This window comes from Streptomyces thermospinosisporus (assembly GCF_039526425.1).
In the GTDB taxonomy this organism is placed as follows: Bacteria; Actinomycetota; Actinomycetes; order Streptomycetales; family Streptomycetaceae; genus Streptomyces; species Streptomyces thermocarboxydovorans.
Genome location: NZ_BAAAIZ010000032.1, coordinates 1 through 16,227, shown reverse-complemented (window position 1 = coordinate 16,227; position 16,227 = coordinate 1). Strand labels below are relative to the sequence as shown.

Below are 16,227 nucleotides of genomic sequence, written 5' to 3'. Positions count from 1 at the left end.
AGCCCGACCGCTCGGGACTCCTGGCGACCACCGGCCGCGTGCGCACCGAGCCGGAAGCCGAGCCGCCTGGGGTAGACATGGAGCACACACTCATCAGCCGGGACACACCTGCCGGAGAGCGAGGCGATCATGCCACCCCGCACCCACCCCCTGGTGATCAGAGACGGCGGTCCCGGCGACCTTGACGCCGTGCTCTCCTTGCTCGACGGCTGGGTGTATTGATCACGAGCGTTGTTGAGCCTGTCGGGCTTGATCATGCGAAGACCTCCGGTACGCCTGGCCGGCGCCTTCGTCGACGTGCTCAGCCGGACCGCCGCCCGCCAGCTGGGCTGACCGCGACCCGTCCGCTCACCCGGACCGGCTCAGTCGATCAGCCGATGCGCGCACACAGATCGTCGGTGGTGGCGTGCAGCAGCCGGACGTCCTTGTAGCCGGAGGCGCTGATGTCCAGCGTGTAGACCCCGTCCACGATGTACAGCCCGCGCGGCAGCGTGCCCTCACCGACACCCACCAGCACCGGCCCGTGCACCGTCCAGAACTGCGAGCCGTCGCTCCGGTACTCCACGAGGGCCGTGCCGCTCGCGTCGGCGTCGTAGTGCGCCCCGGTCTCGGTGTTGGTGACGCGTATGACCAGGTCGCCCTTGTAGGCGACCCGCTTCGGGGAGCCGTCGGCGTGGGTGCTCAGAACCCGCTGCACCACCTCGTCCACGACCGGCTCGCCGTGAACGGGGAAGTCGCAGCGGACACCGGCGGCGACGTCCCAGGGCGCGGTGGGAGCCGGCTCCCAGCCCGGTGTGCCCGGTGCGGTGCCGGCCGCCGCCGGGGTCGCACCGAGCAGCAGCGCGGTCAGCGCCAGCGGGGCGAGAGCGGTTCGTCGCATGATCTCCTCCTGAATGCACAGAGCTTGAACGACAACGGGCGGCAGTCTCCGCCCGGCTCCTGACCACCGTCTGACCGCATGCCCCCGTACACCGCGCACCGCACGCCCCGCCCGCTGCTAGGCTCCCGGCCCACCATGGAGTTCCAGCTGCTCGGTCCGTTCACCGCCCGCCACGACGGACGGCCGGTACCGCTCGCCCTGCGCCGCCAGGAACGGTGCCTGCTGGCAGTACTGCTCCTGGAAGCCGGCCACGCCGTCACCACCGAGCGCCTGATCGACCTGCTGTGGGACACCCGCCCGCCCGCATCCGCACGCGCCACCGTCCACACCTACGTCGGCCGCCTGCGCGCCGCCCTCGGACCGTACGGCGTCCGCGTCTCCACCCGCCACGACGGCTACGCCGTGGAACCGGGAACCTGCACCACCGACGCCCGGCGCTTCACCGAGCTCGCGAGCGCGGCGGCAGCGACGGGCGATCCGGCCGAGCGCATCCGCCACTACGACGACGCTCTCTCCCTCTGGACGGGCCCCCTGCTCGCCGACGTGGCCGACGACCGGCTCCGCAGCCGCCTGGGAGGAGAACTCACCGGACTACGGCTGTCCCTCACGGAACACCGCGCCCAGGCCCGGCTCGACATGGGCGAGGACGAGCGCGTCATCGCGGACCTGACCCCGGCGGTCGCCGAGCATCCCACCCGCGAAGCCCTCGTCGCCGCCCAGATGACCGCCCTGTACCGGACCGGCCGCCAGGCCGAGGCACTGCGGCTCTACGAGCGCACCCGCCGCCTGCTGGCCGCCGAACTCGCTGTGGAACCGGGCCGCGAACTGCACACCCTGCACGAACGCATCCTCCGCGGCGACCCCCGCCTGGACCGCCCCCCGGGCCCCGTCCACGCCGTGAGAGTCGACGACCAGTGGCTGCCGTGGAGCACCGGCGGACATCCGGCGCTGGAGTTCTGCAACACCTACGCCGGCTGGGGCACGCAGCCGCCGCTGCCGGGATCGGAGTGGCTGCGCCACTACGCCACCCTCGCCGTCTGGGCGGGACACCAGGACCTGATGGCACCCGGTCAGGTCACCCGGCTGCGCGACCAGGCAGCCGGCCGGCCCGACGACGCCACCGCCGTCCTGGACGACGCCCGCCGCTTCCGCACCGACCTCTACGCCTGCCTGACCGACCCTCAGAACGGCCACGCCTTCCGCGCGGTGGCCACACACGTGCAGGACGCCATCCGGTCGTCCTCCTTCATACGCGGCGAGGACGGCCTGGCCCGCTGGCAGCCGTCGCCATCAGCGTCCGGACTGCGTCTTCCCCTGCACGCCGTGGCCCTCGCCGCCGCCGAACTGCTGGCCGACCCCCGCCGGCTCACCGTCCGCGCCTGCCCCAGCCCGCACTGTGCATGGCTCTTCCTCGACACCTCCGGCCGCCGCAGATGGTGCAGCCTGGGAACCTGCGGCGCCGGACGCAACACCCCGGCCCCGGCCGGCCCTCGAGAAGCCGGAACCACCGCCCCCTGACTGCCGCGACCGCGACCGCGAAGGAAGCCCGGCCCACGATGGGGCCCGGCGAGCGAACAGGAGAGCGCCAGTCCACACGTCCGCTGTGAGAGCCCCGGCCCGACCGCCGAGCCCCCCGCATCAACAGAACGGCCGGAAGTCCTTGAAGTCCGGCACCGCCCGCGGATCGGGCAGCCGATAAGCACCCATCCGAGGCCGCCCACTGACCGGATCCGCACTCCCGCCGGCCAGAGCATCCGCCAGCGGGGCCCACCCCAGGTGACCCTCGAAATACGCCACAGCGGCAGCGACCGACGGCCACCAGACATCGTCGAGCACCACGACACCGCCCGGCCGGACGATCTCGCCCAGGAAATGAAGGTCGACGAACACGTTGTGAAAGAGGTGACTGCCGTCGACGAACGCCGCGTCCGCGACGAACCCCGCATCGGCCAGCCGGGCAAGAAAGCGCTGCGACGGCTCGGTCACCAGCTCCACGACGCCGTCCAGACCGGCGCTGCACAGCAGCTCCCACCCGACACCCTCGTACGCCGAGTACTGGAACGGGTCGATCACCACATGCCGCGGGCCCAGCGAACCGGAGCGCAGCAGCGCCTCACCGATCGCCAGCGCCGAGCTCGCATACGCGAGCCCGACCTCGACCACCGTGCCGACCCGCTCCTCCATCAGCAGGTCACGCACCAGATCACCATCACGCTCCGGCAGCGTGACCTCGGCAAAATCCGGACCGTCACCGGGACTCCGAGGCGGCCCGTACTCCGCCAGCCCACGACGCACAACCGCCACCCGATCCGCCCACTGGTCCCCCGCCCCGCCCGCTCCCACCATCGAATCCACCACCCACACCCCCCTGCCGGACGGAGGCCACGAAACACGATCACCCACGCCACCCACCACACCCGACCTAACGCTCAGCCACCACACCCTCACCCGCCCGCAACCTCGCACCCAGCAGTCCGCGGCGCACCCCTCGTCACCGCCGACTGCCCGGCCGGGCACGCCAAGTGACCGCGCCACGAAAATGCACCCGGCACCCGCCAGTGCGACGATGAAAGTCGAAAAACACGCTTCGTCGAAAGCACGTCCCGCCGCCCCGGCCCTGCCCTCGGCACCTCCGGCCACGGGAGGCTGAATGTCCTGGTGCCCCTCTCATGCCCGCCGCAGTACGCGGGCCGCACTCGCGGGCCTGCTGATGTGCGCCCTGACCTGCGCCGGAGCCGGCACCGTCGCGGCGGACACCAGCGGCCCCGACCCCGCGCCGGCCGCCACGACGAGCACCGCACCCGCCGACGAGGAGGTCAGCGGACTCGTCGACATCGGCGACGGACGCAAGATCTACGCGGCCTGCAAGGGCACAAACGCCCGCAGCGGCTCTCCGACCGTCGTCCTCATCGCCGGCAAGGGCAACGGCGCCGACGACTGGATGTCGATCCTGGACCCGGACGACCCCGCACACGACGCACCCGGCGACGACCTGCCGTGGCGGAACACCGGCATAGAGCGCAGCAGCGACTCGGTGTTCGATCAGGTCTCCCGCTCCACCCGGGTCTGCACCTACGACCGCCCCGACGTCCGCGTCAAGGGCCCCGACGTCTCCACCCCCAGGCCACAGCCCCACAGCATCGACGCCGACGTGAACGACCTCGGCGCGATGCTCACCGCCCTCGGCGAGCCAGGCCCCTACGTGCTCGTGGCCCACTCCTACGGCGGCCTGATCGCCACCCTCTACGCCCGCACGCACCCGCAGAACATCGCGGGCCTGGTGATGGTGGACGCCGTCACGGAACGCATGGCCGAGGTCGCCGGCGCAGAAGCCGTGAAGACGTGGGACGCGTCCAACGCGCAGACGTCACCGGAGTCGAGGGAAGGCGTGCACATCCTCGACGCCTTCCGCAAGATCAACGCCGCGCCGCCCCCACCGGCCGTTCCGGCCGTCGTACTCTCCGCGGACAAGCCATGGCGCACCGACCTCCTGCCCCCCGAGGCCAAGAAGGGCGAACAGGTCACCTTCGAGGACTGGCTGGTCTCCCAGCAGCGGCTGGCCGAGTCCCTCGATGCCCGCGAACACATCACGAACACCGACAGCGGCCACGACATCTACCTCTACCAGCCCCGCCTGGTCATCGACGCCATCTGCGACGTCGTCGCAGCAACGCCCTCACCCCCGGCCTCCTGACCGGCTCGTCCGTTCTCGCACCTCAGGCAGAGCCACGAGCACCGGCCGCGGGGGAGTGGGACATCAAAGCCGCGACTCGGTCGGCGCAAGCGGCAACCGTGCCGTCACCTCGAAGCCTCCCTCTGCGGTCGGCCCGGCATCGAAGTCCCCGCCGAGCAGATGACACCGCTCACGCATGCCCAGAATCCCGCGGCCGGGGCCCGTACCGGCCTGCCCACCCGTACCGGCCTGCCCGCCCGTACCGCTGGAGGACGGCCCGGAGACGGAGGCACCCAGCAGAGCCGGGCGGCGGCGGCCCTCGTCGGTGACACGGATCTCCAGATGATCGATCCCCGCGCTCACCGCGACCGTCACCCGGGTCGGACCGGTGTGCCGGATGACGTTGGTGATCGACTCCTGGAGGATGCGGTACGCGGCACTGTCCACCGCGCTCGGCAACGGCTCCGCGGGCGGCTCCACTTGCAGCGTGAGATCCAGTCCGGCCGCACGCGCCTCGGCGACCAGGTCGTCGAGCTGATCCAGCCCGGCGTGCGGCACGGGCTCGTCCTCACCGCCCCGGAGAACGCCGAGGATCGCACGCATCTCCCGCAGCGTCCGGGAACTCGTCTGCTCGATGGTCCGCAGAGCCTCGCGAGCCTGCTCAGGACGCTTGTCCAGCACGTGCGCCGTCACCCCGGACTGCACATTGATGATCGCGATCGCATGGGCGACCGTGTCATGCACCTCGCGCGCGATCCGCAGCCGCTCCGCGTCGACACGCGCACGCGCCTCCTCCTCGCGGGTCCGCTCCGCCAGTTCCGCACGCAGCTGCGCCTCGGCCGCGATGACCCGCCGGGACCGCACCGACTCGCCGAGAGCGATGCTCATGACCGACACACCGATGCGGAAGAACACCCAGCCGATGGCCTCGCGCGGCTCCACGTCGGCCGCCGCGTACAGCCATCCGGCCGCCAGGACCGCCGTGCCCGCGCCGGCGACGACCAGCGAGCGGCGGCCGTCCCCGTAGGCGGCGACGCTGTACAGGCTGACCAGCAGACCGAGCCAGCCGTACCCGTCCGGGAACTCGAGCCCGTAGTACACCAGGCTCGCGACCCCCGCCGTCACGAACGCCGCGACGGGCCACAGACGCCGCACGGCGACGACCAGTCCTCCCAGCACCAGCAGCGCGAAGCCGAGGTGACCGAGGTCGGCGAGAGAACGCTGTTCGGCTCCCCGAGCGGCGGCCAGAACGACCGTGCCCTGCACCTGCATCACGGTGACGAAGAGGGCGAGCAGCAGATCCTGGACCGGCACCCGCAGGGAGAACGACCCGGGGCGGAGTCTCATGCCGCGATGCTACTGGCCGGGTCCCCGCAGGACGTCCGCCCCACGGCGCGTCCCGCTACGCCGGAAAGCGCGTCGCCGCGCAGCCCCGTACGCCCGATTACGTAGATGCCGCCATCCCTCGCCCGAGGCCGGGGCCCTCCCCAGCGCGCCACGATCGCGGTGACGAGCGACGACCCCTCACCCGCCATGGCCCGCACCCCCCGTGACGGGATCCGGGCCGTCGCACCACCCGGCCCGACGACCGAGGAGCAGATCGATGACGACAACCGGGTCCCCACCTGCGGACGGAGCCCTGGCCGGCCTGGGACGCTCCTGCTTCCGCCGCCGTCGCCTGGTCCTCCTGACGTGGATCATCGGCGTGATCGCCGTCGCCTTCGTCGGCTTCGGCCACGGCGCCGCCCCCGACAACGACTTCTCCGGCGGCGGCTCGCAGTCGGCCAAGGCGCAGAAGCTGATGGCCCGGCACTTCCCGCAGGAGCAGGGCGACAGACTGACCCTGGCCATCCGGACCGACAGGGGCATCGACCACCCAGCCGTCCGGCAGAAGATCGAGAAAACCATCACCGCCCTCGCCGATTCGCCCGTCACCGGACCGGTGACCTCCCCCTACCAGGACGACACCCTGGTGACGGACGACCGCCGCATCGCCCGCACCACGATCCCGCTGAGCGCCAAGGAGGTCGAGAAGTCCGAGGTCAAGCCGCTGGTCGACCTGGTCAAGGACGCCTCCGACGACAACGTCACCCTCGCCCTCGGCGGCTACATGGCCGAGAAGGCCGAGACACCCCCGCAAGGACCCGTCGAGAGCGTGGGCATCGTGGCGGCAGCGGTGATCCTCTTCATCGCGTTCGGGTCCCTGGTGGCCATGGGGCTGCCGATCGTGACCGCTCTCCTCGCCATACTTGGCGGCCTCGCGCTGATCAAACTGGTCGGCCACCTCGTCCCCGCGCCGGACTTCACCGTGGCCTTCGGCGCGATGGTCGGGCTCGGAGTCGGCATCGACTACGCGCTGTTCATCGTGACCCGCTACAAGGACGCCCTCCGGGACGGCGACAACCCCGAGCACGCCACGGTCAAGGCCATCGCCACCGCCGGCCGAGCGGTGCTGTTCGCCGGCACCACGGTGGTCATCGCGCTGATGGGCCTGGTCGTCATGGGACAGCGGCTGATGACCGGAGTCGCCGCCGCCACCTCCGTCGCGGTGCTCGTCACCATGATCGGCGCGGTCACGCTGCTGCCCGCCCTCCTGGGCTTCACCGGCCACAGGATCAACGCGATGCGCCTGCCCCGCCGTACACCCCGGCGCGAGCAGCGGCCCGGCGCGGCACCCGGGTCCCGCCGCCCCGCCTTCGCCGAGCGCTGGGCCGGCGTGGTGCAGCGCAGGCCGCTGACCGCGGCACTGCTCGCCGGCACCAGCCTCCTCGTCCTGTCCGTTCCCGTCCTGTCGATGCGGCTGAGCCAGCCCGACGCCAGCGTGCAGCCCCACGACAGGAGCAGCTACATCGCCTACGACATCCTGTCCGACGGCTTCGGCCCGGGATACGGAGCCCCCCTCGTCTTCGCCGCCGAAACCGGCCCCGGCAACACCGACCTGCGTACCGTCGTCCACGCGGTCGCCCGCACCGACGGCATCGCCACCGTCACACCGCCGCGCACCAGCGAGGACGGACAGGCCGTCACCTTCACCGCCTTCCCCACCACCGGCTACCAGGACGAGGCCACCGCGAACCTGGTGCACGAGCTGCGCGACGACGTCCTGCCCCGCACCCCCGGAGGCGAGCACGTCCTCCTCGGCGGACCCAACGCGAGCACCATCGACGCCGCCGACGAGGCCGCATCCCGCCTGCCCCTGATGATCGCCGTCGTGATCGCCGTGTCCATGCTGCTGCTCATCGCACTGGTCCGGTCGCTCACCATCGCCGTGCAGGCCGCCGTGATGAACCTGCTGTCGATCGGCGCCGCCTACGGCGTCGTGGTGGCGGTCGTGCAATGGGGATGGCTCGGCCCCGCCCTCGGGTTCCCCACCGCCATGCCGGTCACCACCTGGGTGCCCATGATGATGTTCCCGGTGCTGTTCGGCCTGTCGATGGACTACCAGGTGTTCCTGATCTCCCGGGTCCGCGAGGAGTACCAGCGGACCGGCGACACGCGCCTCGCTGTCGCCCGGGGACTGGCGGGCACCGCCAGGGTCATCACCGCCGCCGCGGCCATCATGATCGCCGTCTTCACCACCTCACTGCTCGGCCACGACATCTCCGTCAAACAGGGAGGCCTGGGCATGGCGGTCGCCGTCCTCATCGACGCCACCGTCGTCCGCATGGTGCTCGTGCCCGCCGTGATGGAACTGTGCGGCAAGGCCAACTGGTGGATGCCCGGACGCCGGACACCGAAGACGACCGCCACCGAACCCCCCGCCGAGGTCGAGGAAGCGGTCAGAGTCTGACCCCCTCCGCCCCGGCCCCCATCACCACACCAATCCCACCCCGCCCCCGGCGCGCGCCACAATCGCCGACCTGCCGACCGACTCCCACCGCCCCGCACACGAAAGGAAATCCCATGTCCAGGCCCCTCCGCCGTTCCTTCCCCCGTTCCTTCCCTCGTTCCTTCACCCGCGCCTTCCCCCGTTCCTTCCCCCGTTCCTTCACCCGCGCCTTCCCCCTCTCCTTCCCCCTCTCGTTCCTCCGCCCGTTCCTCCGTTTGTCCCTCGCCGTACCGGCGGCCCTGCTCGCCCTCCCGGCACTCGCCTCCCCGGCAGCAGCCGCCCCGCTCCCGCTCGCCCAGGTCGACAGCGGCGGCGGCCGCGGCGTGTCCTTCGTGGCCCTCCTGCTGACCCTGACCGGCGTGGTCGCCGGCGTGCAGGCACTGCGCACAGCCCGCCGCGCCAGCAGCCGAAAGGGGCCAGGCACAGCCTTCGCCGCCCTGGGGCTCGGCCTCGCCGGCTCCGTCGTCGGCGGTGTCGTGCTCGCCGGGTCCGACGCTGCCGTCGGCACCGGCAACGGTCAGGGCGGCGCCATGATCGCCGTGGCGCTGGGAGCAGCAGCCATACTCACCGGCACCCTCGCGCTGCTCCGCGCACGCCGCACCGCCTGACCGTTCTCGCACCGCAACCCGGCTCCCGACCCCGCCCCGGCCGCCACACACGCGGCGACCGGGGCGGCGTCGTTCACCCCATGCTCCCCACTAACTCCGCTCTGCCGGAGTGAACAGCTCGACGAGATTGCCCGCCGGGTCGGCCACCAGGAACTGGCGCCCGCCGGGCCCCGAGACGATGTCGCTGCGCATCACCACCCCCGCCCGCTCAAGCCGTTCCCGCTCGGCCTCCAGATCGTCGACGATCAGATGAATGCGATTGCGCCCGGCGACGGCAGCGTCCCCGGGCGTGGCGCGCGCCCCCGAGCTGGTCGGACCGGACAGCAGCAGCCGCAGCGTCCCGCGTACGACGTCGGCGAACGCCGGCGGGAAGGCGTTGAGCACCATGAAGCCGAGATGAGTGGTGTAGAAGTCGATCGCGTCCTGCACGTCGTCGACGATGTAGCGGACGCTCGCCAGGCCGCCCTCGCTGTCGGGACCGGACATGCGGATCTCCTCACGGCGACTGTCGGCCGAATGCACGGCGAGCAAAAAAGCGCCCGCCCCTTTACGGCCCTCTTGTCCGCCGGAGCATAGGCCCCGACCACTCGGTGCGCGCCACGCCATTCGGCAACGACAGGCCAAAATCCCGTGAACGGACCATGCACCCCCGGGCGAGGGCCGGGCCACCGCCGCCGATCGCCACGGAAGCCCCGCCCGACACGCCCGCGACCTCAAGGACTGACGAGCCCCGTGCGATAGGCGATCACGACCAGCTGCGCGCGGTCCCGCGCCCCCAGCTTCGCCATCGCATGGCTGACATGGGTCCGCGCCGTGGCCGGGCTCAGACACAGCTCGGCACCGATCTCGTCATTGCTCAGCCCCTGACCCACCAGCGCCAGCACCTCACGCTCACGCTGAGTCAGCACCGACAGCCGCTCCTCGGCGGCCCGCGCGGCGACCCGCTGTGCGGTGAACTGCCCGATCAGACGCCGGGTGATCCGCGGAGCGAGCAGCGCGTCCCCGGCGGCCACGACCCGGATGGCATGGAGCAACTCGGCCGGCCCGGCGTCCTTCAGCAGGAAACCGCTGGCACCGGCCTGCAGCGCCTCGAAGACGTACGCATCCGTCTCGTACGTGGTGAGGATCAGCACCCGCACATGATTCAGGCCGGGCGTCTTGACGATCTGCTCGGTCGCCTGGATCCCGTCCAGCTTCGGCATGCGGATGTCCATGAGCACGACGTCCGGCCGGGTCGCACGCGCCTGCTCCACGGTCTCGGCACCGTTGGTGGCTTCCCCGACGACCTCGATGTCGTCCTCGACGTCGATCAGCACCTTGAACCCGGACCGGACAAGATGCTCGTCATCGGCGAGCAGAACCTTGATCGGGGCGCGGCCGAGCGAGGACGGATCTGCTGCGCTCATGCCCGGATCATACTGCCGGGACCTGCGCCGCCACGTACACACCGCATCGTGACCGCCTACGACGAGAAGCGCGCCCATCAGACTGCGCCTACGCGCATGTGCGTAGGCACCCAACGACCGCTCGGGTGGGTGTGTGGTTGTTGGTGTGTTGAACCAGGTGGGTTCGTGGCGGTGCCGGCGGGCCCGGTGCCTGGCCTTTCCGAATATGCTGCAGCCCTGGGTGGGCCCGTTCTGCCTGTAGGACCCCAATGCGTCCGGGGCTACCGTAAGTTCCTGGCGTTCTTCCCGGTCGCCCCTTCCCGGCGGGTCGTCTCCGCTCTTGATGTGCCGCTCTGGCGGCCGTGGTCTGGAACCTCGACGATGACGAGCCTGGAAGGAGGTCAGGGCTTACCGCGGACAGCTCGTGCGGGAACGCGGGTTCTTCGTCGACGAGCACGACGAGCGGTTCTGCGGGCGGCCGTTCTACCCGCTGCGAGCACTGAAATCCGCCCACTCCCCCGCGTCCGCGGAAACGGCGGTGCCTCCTGCGGGTCATCGCCGCAGCCAAGAGCCGTGCCCCCGGGACCCGGGTCACGGCTCTTTCCGCCTGCCCGGCCGCTGCGGCCCGCTGCGACCCCGATGGCGCGGGCGCGGGGCTGGAGCCGGGGAGCGGGCCACCGGAAAAAGGGGGACCGCGCCCGGTTACGATCGCCCTGCGGGCGCCGTTCACGCCCACCGAGCAGGCCGGCCGGGCCGGTCCCGGCAGATGACCAAGGCCTGCACAACTCCACGACTCCACACCGTCGCGGCGCCGCCGCCCACTTCGGTTCCCGCCGCATCCCCCAGCCGCCTCGACCCGAACCGGCCCCGCCTCCGCCCCTGACCCCGATCCCGGTTGCTGCCCCGATGACTGCCGACTTCTGCCGTTCCTTGAGTGCCCTGCTCGATGCCGTGTCCGCTGTTGCGGACGAGGACTTCGACCGGCCCTCCGGCTGCCGTGGCTGGCGGGTGCGGGATCTGGTGTGCCATCTGGTCATCGACGCGCAGGATGTCCTGATCACTCTCGTCACCCCGGCCGGCAGCGAACCGACGGCGGACGCGACCACCTACGGGGACCTCGTCGGGCCGCCGAACGGGGAGGACCCGCTGGACGCGCTGATTCCGCGTCTGGCTGCAGCCTATGGCGACCCCCGCGCTGCTGAAGTTCCACCTGGACGATGTGGGTTCGGCGGCCGGGCGGGCAGCCGAACTGGCCGATCCGGCCGCCCGCGTGCGTACCAAAGACAAGGTGCTGACCGCCCGGGACTACCTGTCGGCGTATGTCCTGGAGTGGACGCTGCACCACCTGGACCTGATCGCCCACCTGCCCTGCGTTCCCCGCCCGCCCGCCGAGACCCTGGCGGCGGCGCGCTGTGCGCTGGAGCGGATCGCGGGCGACCCCTTCCCCGGTGCTCTTTCCGACACGGACGCCCTGCTGATCGGCACGGGCCGGCGTGCGCCCACCGCGGGCGAGACCGCGATGCTGGGAGCGGGTGCCCTGACCGGATGGCTGCCGCTGGTCCTGGGCTGACCGGGCAACGGCGGCGGCCCGGGGACCGGTGAAACCGCCGCCGTCCTCGCGGTCGCGGGACGATGCGTCTTTGCAGATCCGCACCGCCCCCTGCGAGGGATGCTTCTTCTTGATGTCCGGCCTGTCCGATGCGGGCGGCTGGAATGTCAGCAGCATTCACGCGGAGCGGAGCGGAGTGCGGGCGGAGCGGATGGGAGACTGCGCCCGCTGATCCGCTTGCACCACACGCCCTTCCCGGTGCCCCTGCTCCCTCGCGCACCGTTTTCGTTCACTGACCGTGACAGCGGAGCAGCGCGCGCCCTCGGCTCTGCTCGACGTCCCGTGCTCTGCGGAGCCGGGGGAGTGCGCCCGCGTACCGGGGCCCCGCAGGCGGGGCACGGGCCGGCCGGGTTGAGTACGGATTGCTCATCCGCAGCGTCCCCGCCCCGACCTGCCCTGCCTACGGTCTCGGTCGGCATCCGGCAATGCACATACAGTTCGCCGAGGCCCCGGTCGGCACCACGACACCATGGCGCGCGGTCAGTGCCGTATCCAGGAGCCACCCCTAGGAGTGCGTGTCGGCCATTGGCCCATGGTCGAGACAGGCCGGAATCCAGGTAAGGGGGTTCGCGCTGCTGCAGCTTGCAGCGAGGCCTGTTGCAGTGAGCAGCTCCAGCATCTCACCGCTCAAGCACTCAAGGTGGTGTACGTCCGGGCCGGCGGCCGCCGCGCCGGGAGCTGGAGGAGATCCGGTTCGTCGACATCGAGCACTTCGCCTTCGACCTGTGAGCGGCGACCGTGCTGGGCCGGTTGCCTGACCCTGCTGAGCCGGAGCAGGATAGCTGTCACATAGGCAGGCTTGTTGTCACCTGCGAGGTTTGACGCCGGAAGGTCGTTCTCTCAACTCTTGACGGCTTCCGCGATCTGCTGGGCGGCCTGGGCGGGGCTGAGATGCGTGGTGTCGACGACCTCGGCTTCGGCGTGCAGCCACGTGCGGGCCGCTTCGGCGTAGGGCTCGAGGTATTGGAGACGGAATGGGGAGTTGGGGCCAAGAACGGTGTCGCCCGCGATGCGCCCGCGGAGGGTGTCCTGGTCGGCATGGAGGACGAAGTGCCGGACGTGAATGGCGTGCCGGGCAAAGCCCGAGCTGATCTCGCGCCAGTACTGCTCGACCAGGACCGTCATGGGCATCACCAGGGTGCCGCCGGTGTAGTCGAGGACGCGTCGGGCGGTCTCTACTACGAGTGGTCGCCACGGCGGCCAGTGCTGGAAGTTGTCCGTCGCGGGCAGCCCTGGCGTGATGTCCATGAGTGTTTCGCCGACCTTCTCGGCGTCGAACACCCGTGAGTCCGGGATCAGCTGCTGCACGAGCGCACTGGTCGTCGTCTTGCCTGCGCCATGGGTGCCGTTGAGCCATACGATCATGGACTGGACGCTAGCCTCGTGCGGGCCGCGGGGACAGGCAGAGTAGGAAATCCGGCATGGCTTCGGCGTCTCTCAGAGTGGTGTCAACCACCAAGATCAGGTGCTGTCTATCCCGAAAGGTTGCGGTCGATCGTAGTGGCCAACTGCTCGGCGTGGGTGTCGAGCAGCGGCTTGAGGGCTCGGTAGTAGGGGAGGCCGTCCCGTGTGTCAGTCTGCCTGAGCCAGTGGCAGCAAACTCCACGACTTCGAGCTGGCGCTCGACGCCATCACGGACGAACTCCACAAACCGCTGCTCTTCATCTTCCAGCGCAAGGACCAGATCTGTGAGCCGATGACGGACTTTCATGCCTGTGCTCCACACCAGGGAACACAGCGCCAGGGAATTGGACAGCCACAGCACCCACGCAAGCCATCGCGCAGGACCGTGGCCATCTATAGCTGCCCACAAAGCAGTCAGCGACAAGGCGACTGCCATCAGAGCCGACACGAAGACCCAGCTTTCCAGCTCGCTACGTGACCGCCGGAGCAGCTCCCGCCGAGGAAGGACCCAACCCACGGTTAAGGATCTGGCCTCTCTCCTCCACCTCGCTGGCCCTGCGCAAGAGCAGACCCTTGATTCGCCCTTGGGCAACGGCGATCTCGACGGCTCCGATCAAGAGAAGAGCTCCCGAGACCGCAGAGCTGATCGCAGCGTAGTCGTCGGACATTCGTAGCTGTTCGCCCTTGAACCACCAGAACGCCAAAGGAAAGCCGAAGACCAGGACCATACATGTCAGAGCGCATGTCAGTGCGACCGTCTTGCCGTCATCAACCAGATGGGGCTTGAGCTCGTCGAAATCGCTCACGTCACACTCCAGTGAGACCAACAAAGGAGCGGCATCCTCTCATGGCCCCAACCGACTCGCGTCCAAAGGGGGCGATACCTGGAGCCGATACGCCCCGGGTGATCACACATAGTGACCGATCGGCTCGGCTCTCCGGGCAACTGGCGACAGTTGAATAGGCGAGCCCGCCAGTATCAGTCCCCGCCCCCGCCCCCGCCCGGTCACGAGTGACGGTCATGCCCTTCGAGCGCCGAGGTGAGAGTTCCGCTTCGGCTCGGGCGCTCACCGTCCACCATGGCACTGTGGGATCGGCCGACAGCCCGCATCCCCGAGTGCCCATCTCGTTGGAGCTGCCGGGTACATGACTTGATGTCCGGTTCGGATTTCCGGGAGGGGCAAGCGAGCTCGCCGCGGCGTTGCCGGGCGACTCCAGCAGCGCCTTGCGGGTGATCCGGACCTCCTCCGCGGGCCGGGCCGAGCTCGCCCACGGGCACGCGGCCGTCTGCCCCCTCCTCGAGCACACCAGGCACTTCAGCCGAGATGGACAGCTCAGCGTATCGGTTCCACTCCGGAACGTGAGCATGATCACGCGGAGGTTTCTTGCAAATGTAAGTCCCAGAAGGGGAGCATAAGCAGGCCCACAGAAGATATACAGAAACAACAGAATCGAAGGGTGAAGACGTGCGTGCTACGTATTCCCGCAAGCCCCCCGCGACGTTCATCACGGCAGCAGGAGCTACTCTCCTGCTAGCCGCACCCATACCCGCGAACGCATCCACCGAATTGCCTGCAGCGGTCTCAGCGGGCGCGTCAAATCCCTGCAAGTCGAAGCACTATTCAAAGGTCGCCTACACCTTCTGGATCGGCCCGAGCAAGATGCCCTGCGCTGCGGAACGAAGTCTTCGGCTACAACCACATAGTTGAGCGTGGATGTTGGAGCAACAGCTTCAAGAACAAGATCAGCGACACACTCTTCAACGGCTACGAGAAGTCTCCTGGGGTGTACTACCGGTACAAGGTGGGCACCGGCTGCTCCTCGAAGCCGAGGAAGAACTTCAAGGTGGTCGTCGACAAGGGCCCCCTTGGAGGGAAGCCGGGGGGTCTGACGCCCCAGGGAATCATCACGGCCACGGTAGAGCACACAACCCCGGCCGTAGCTGCAGCTTCAGCAAGCGCAGCGGCAAAGTGCTGAAAGGGTCCATATGGCCACCCCGGAGCAAGTAAGGGAAGCGCTCACCCGAAAGCTTTCAGGACTGCAGAGCGAGGGAGGAGGAACCTCTCTTGATGTCCTTGATGTGAAGGTGCAGTCCGTTTTCTCTGAATTGCTCCTGAAAATCCGGGTCAGCGTCTCAGGGCAGCTCTGGGAAGTCTCACTTGATTACCAGGGTCATGAAGCGAGTCTGGTGAGCGGAGACCTCTCCGAGGACACCCTGAATTACCTCGGGTTCCTGGTGCGCACCTACCTGTTCGAGTGGTGGCACACCAAGGACACGGAGAAGTCTTCAGCGCGTATGGGGAAGAGACTGCACTGAGAAGCCATCCGCTTATCGATCACGTGGGCTGGCCTGGTCGAACAGGGTTCCTGTTCGGCTGATGGCGCGAGAGCCGGCGCACGACAGCAGGGCCTTTTGGTAGTTGCCGCAGTCTTTCGCGCTTGCGTGTGTGGAGTCCAACGCGCAGTCCCTGTCGTGTGACTGCCTCGCGCACAGGTTCGGCAACGCGGCGGACGGGCCGGAGCACGTGCGGTGATACGCCTCCGACATGACGGAGGCGGAGTGGCAGGTCATCCGGCCGTTGCTGCCCATTCCGGCATGGTTTCAGGGGCGGGCGGGCGGCCGGAGGGCTACTGCCACCGCGTGATGTTGGACGCGGTCCGCTATGTGGCCGACAACGGCGTCAAGTGGGCCAACCTGCCAGCGGATTTCCCGCCGTACCGGCGTGTGCATGCCTTTGCCCGCCATTGGCAGGTGACGGGGCTGCTCGCCGAGCTCCACCTTCCAGCGCGCAGCATCGGTGATTTGGAAGGCCGCGGGCGGAGCGGGCCACCAGCCGTT

At 69.6% G+C, this 16,227-nt stretch carries 13 protein-coding genes and 1 pseudogene; 7 read left to right on the top strand and 7 right to left on the bottom strand.

Annotated features, from left to right (window positions below; genetic code table 11):
- Window positions 1-370: 370 nt before the first annotated feature.
- The gene (locus ABD207_RS12305; protein ID WP_344012453.1) at window positions 371-880 is read right to left on the bottom strand and encodes a hypothetical protein; all 510 of its coding nucleotides are present in this window, start codon (window positions 878-880) and stop codon (window positions 371-373) included.
- Window positions 881-958: 78 nt separating this feature from the next.
- Here ABD207_RS12305 and ABD207_RS12300 point away from each other — a divergent pair, with 78 nt between their 5' ends.
- Window positions 959-2,398 carry a BTAD domain-containing putative transcriptional regulator gene (locus tag ABD207_RS12300; protein ID WP_486388834.1) on the top strand — a complete coding sequence of 480 codons (1,440 nt, stop codon included), beginning with the start codon at window positions 959-961 and terminating at the stop codon, window positions 2,396-2,398.
- Window positions 2,399-2,518: 120 nt separating this feature from the next.
- Here ABD207_RS12300 and ABD207_RS12295 read toward each other — a convergent pair whose 3' ends face one another.
- Window positions 2,519-3,238: a class I SAM-dependent methyltransferase gene (locus tag ABD207_RS12295; protein ID WP_344012451.1), complete on the bottom strand. Its 720-nt coding sequence runs from the start codon at window positions 3,236-3,238 to the stop codon at window positions 2,519-2,521.
- Between the two features lie 292 nt (window positions 3,239-3,530).
- Between ABD207_RS12295 and ABD207_RS12290 the strand changes: the two genes are divergently transcribed.
- Window positions 3,531-4,574 (top strand): alpha/beta hydrolase, encoded by a 1,044-nt coding sequence (locus tag ABD207_RS12290; RefSeq protein ID WP_344012449.1) that lies wholly within the window; start codon window positions 3,531-3,533, stop codon window positions 4,572-4,574.
- 63 nt (window positions 4,575-4,637) lie between these two features.
- Here ABD207_RS12290 and ABD207_RS12285 read toward each other — a convergent pair whose 3' ends face one another.
- Entirely contained in the window at window positions 4,638-5,900 is a 1,263-nt protein-coding gene (locus tag ABD207_RS12285; RefSeq protein ID WP_344012448.1) for a sensor histidine kinase, read from the bottom strand.
- 256 nt (window positions 5,901-6,156) lie between these two features.
- Here ABD207_RS12285 and ABD207_RS12280 point away from each other — a divergent pair, with 256 nt between their 5' ends.
- Together ABD207_RS12280 and ABD207_RS12275 are read left to right on the top strand one after the other, a co-directional pair.
- The gene (locus tag ABD207_RS12280) at window positions 6,157-8,343 is read left to right on the top strand and encodes an MMPL family transporter (RefSeq protein ID WP_344012446.1); all 2,187 of its coding nucleotides are present in this window, start codon (window positions 6,157-6,159) and stop codon (window positions 8,341-8,343) included.
- 113 nt (window positions 8,344-8,456) lie between these two features.
- Window positions 8,457-8,990: a DUF6223 family protein gene (locus tag ABD207_RS12275; protein ID WP_344012444.1), complete on the top strand. Its 534-nt coding sequence runs from the start codon at window positions 8,457-8,459 to the stop codon at window positions 8,988-8,990.
- A 90-nt stretch (window positions 8,991-9,080) separates the two neighbouring features.
- On the opposite strand, the gene ABD207_RS12270 is transcribed toward ABD207_RS12275, so the two are convergent.
- Window positions 9,081-9,476 (bottom strand): VOC family protein, encoded by a 396-nt coding sequence (locus ABD207_RS12270; RefSeq protein WP_344012442.1) that lies wholly within the window; start codon window positions 9,474-9,476, stop codon window positions 9,081-9,083.
- A gap of 227 nt (window positions 9,477-9,703) precedes the next feature.
- On the bottom strand, window positions 9,704-10,396 hold the full coding sequence (locus ABD207_RS12265) for a response regulator transcription factor (protein ID WP_344012441.1): 693 nt from the start codon (window positions 10,394-10,396) through the stop codon (window positions 9,704-9,706).
- An 885-nt stretch (window positions 10,397-11,281) separates the two neighbouring features.
- Here ABD207_RS12265 and ABD207_RS12260 point away from each other — a divergent pair.
- Window positions 11,282-11,945: pseudogene (locus ABD207_RS12260) on the top strand (maleylpyruvate isomerase N-terminal domain-containing protein).
- A gap of 879 nt (window positions 11,946-12,824) precedes the next feature.
- On the opposite strand, the gene ABD207_RS12255 reads toward ABD207_RS12260, so the two are convergent.
- Window positions 12,825-13,349: a P-loop nucleotide/nucleoside kinase family protein gene (locus ABD207_RS12255; RefSeq protein ID WP_344012439.1), complete on the bottom strand. Its 525-nt coding sequence runs from the start codon at window positions 13,347-13,349 to the stop codon at window positions 12,825-12,827.
- Window positions 13,350-13,858: 509 nt separating this feature from the next.
- Window positions 13,859-14,194, bottom strand: coding sequence for a hypothetical protein (locus tag ABD207_RS12250; protein WP_344012436.1), 336 nt, complete (start codon window positions 14,192-14,194; stop codon window positions 13,859-13,861).
- 1,181 nt (window positions 14,195-15,375) lie between these two features.
- Between ABD207_RS12250 and ABD207_RS12245 the strand changes: the two genes are divergently transcribed.
- On the top strand, window positions 15,376-15,705 hold the full coding sequence (locus ABD207_RS12245; protein WP_344012435.1) for a hypothetical protein: 330 nt from the start codon (window positions 15,376-15,378) through the stop codon (window positions 15,703-15,705).
- Between the two features lie 243 nt (window positions 15,706-15,948).
- Window positions 15,949-16,227 (top strand): transposase (locus ABD207_RS12240; RefSeq protein ID WP_344012433.1); only part of this gene is annotated, 279 nt, incomplete at its 3' end.

What these genes read in the sequence shown, in the direction of transcription:
- ABD207_RS12305 (WP_344012453.1), bottom strand. Translation starts at nt 880, where the DNA reads ATGCGACGAACCGCTCTCGCCCCGCTGGCGCTGACCGCGCTGCTGCTC.
- ABD207_RS12300 (WP_486388834.1), top strand. Translation starts at nt 959, where the DNA reads ATGCCCCCGTACACCGCGCACCGCACGCCCCGCCCGCTGCTAGGCTCC.
- ABD207_RS12290 (WP_344012449.1), top strand. Translation starts at nt 3,531, where the DNA reads ATGTCCTGGTGCCCCTCTCATGCCCGCCGCAGTACGCGGGCCGCACTC.
- ABD207_RS12285 (WP_344012448.1), bottom strand. Translation starts at nt 5,900, where the DNA reads ATGAGACTCCGCCCCGGGTCGTTCTCCCTGCGGGTGCCGGTCCAGGAT.
- ABD207_RS12280 (WP_344012446.1), top strand. Translation starts at nt 6,157, where the DNA reads ATGACGACAACCGGGTCCCCACCTGCGGACGGAGCCCTGGCCGGCCTG.
- ABD207_RS12275 (WP_344012444.1), top strand. Translation starts at nt 8,457, where the DNA reads ATGTCCAGGCCCCTCCGCCGTTCCTTCCCCCGTTCCTTCCCTCGTTCC.
- ABD207_RS12270 (WP_344012442.1), bottom strand. Translation starts at nt 9,476, where the DNA reads ATGTCCGGTCCCGACAGCGAGGGCGGCCTGGCGAGCGTCCGCTACATC.
- ABD207_RS12265 (WP_344012441.1), bottom strand. Translation starts at nt 10,396, where the DNA reads ATGAGCGCAGCAGATCCGTCCTCGCTCGGCCGCGCCCCGATCAAGGTT.
- ABD207_RS12255 (WP_344012439.1), bottom strand. Translation starts at nt 13,349, where the DNA reads ATGATCGTATGGCTCAACGGCACCCATGGCGCAGGCAAGACGACGACC.
- ABD207_RS12245 (WP_344012435.1), top strand. Translation starts at nt 15,376, where the DNA reads ATGGCCACCCCGGAGCAAGTAAGGGAAGCGCTCACCCGAAAGCTTTCA.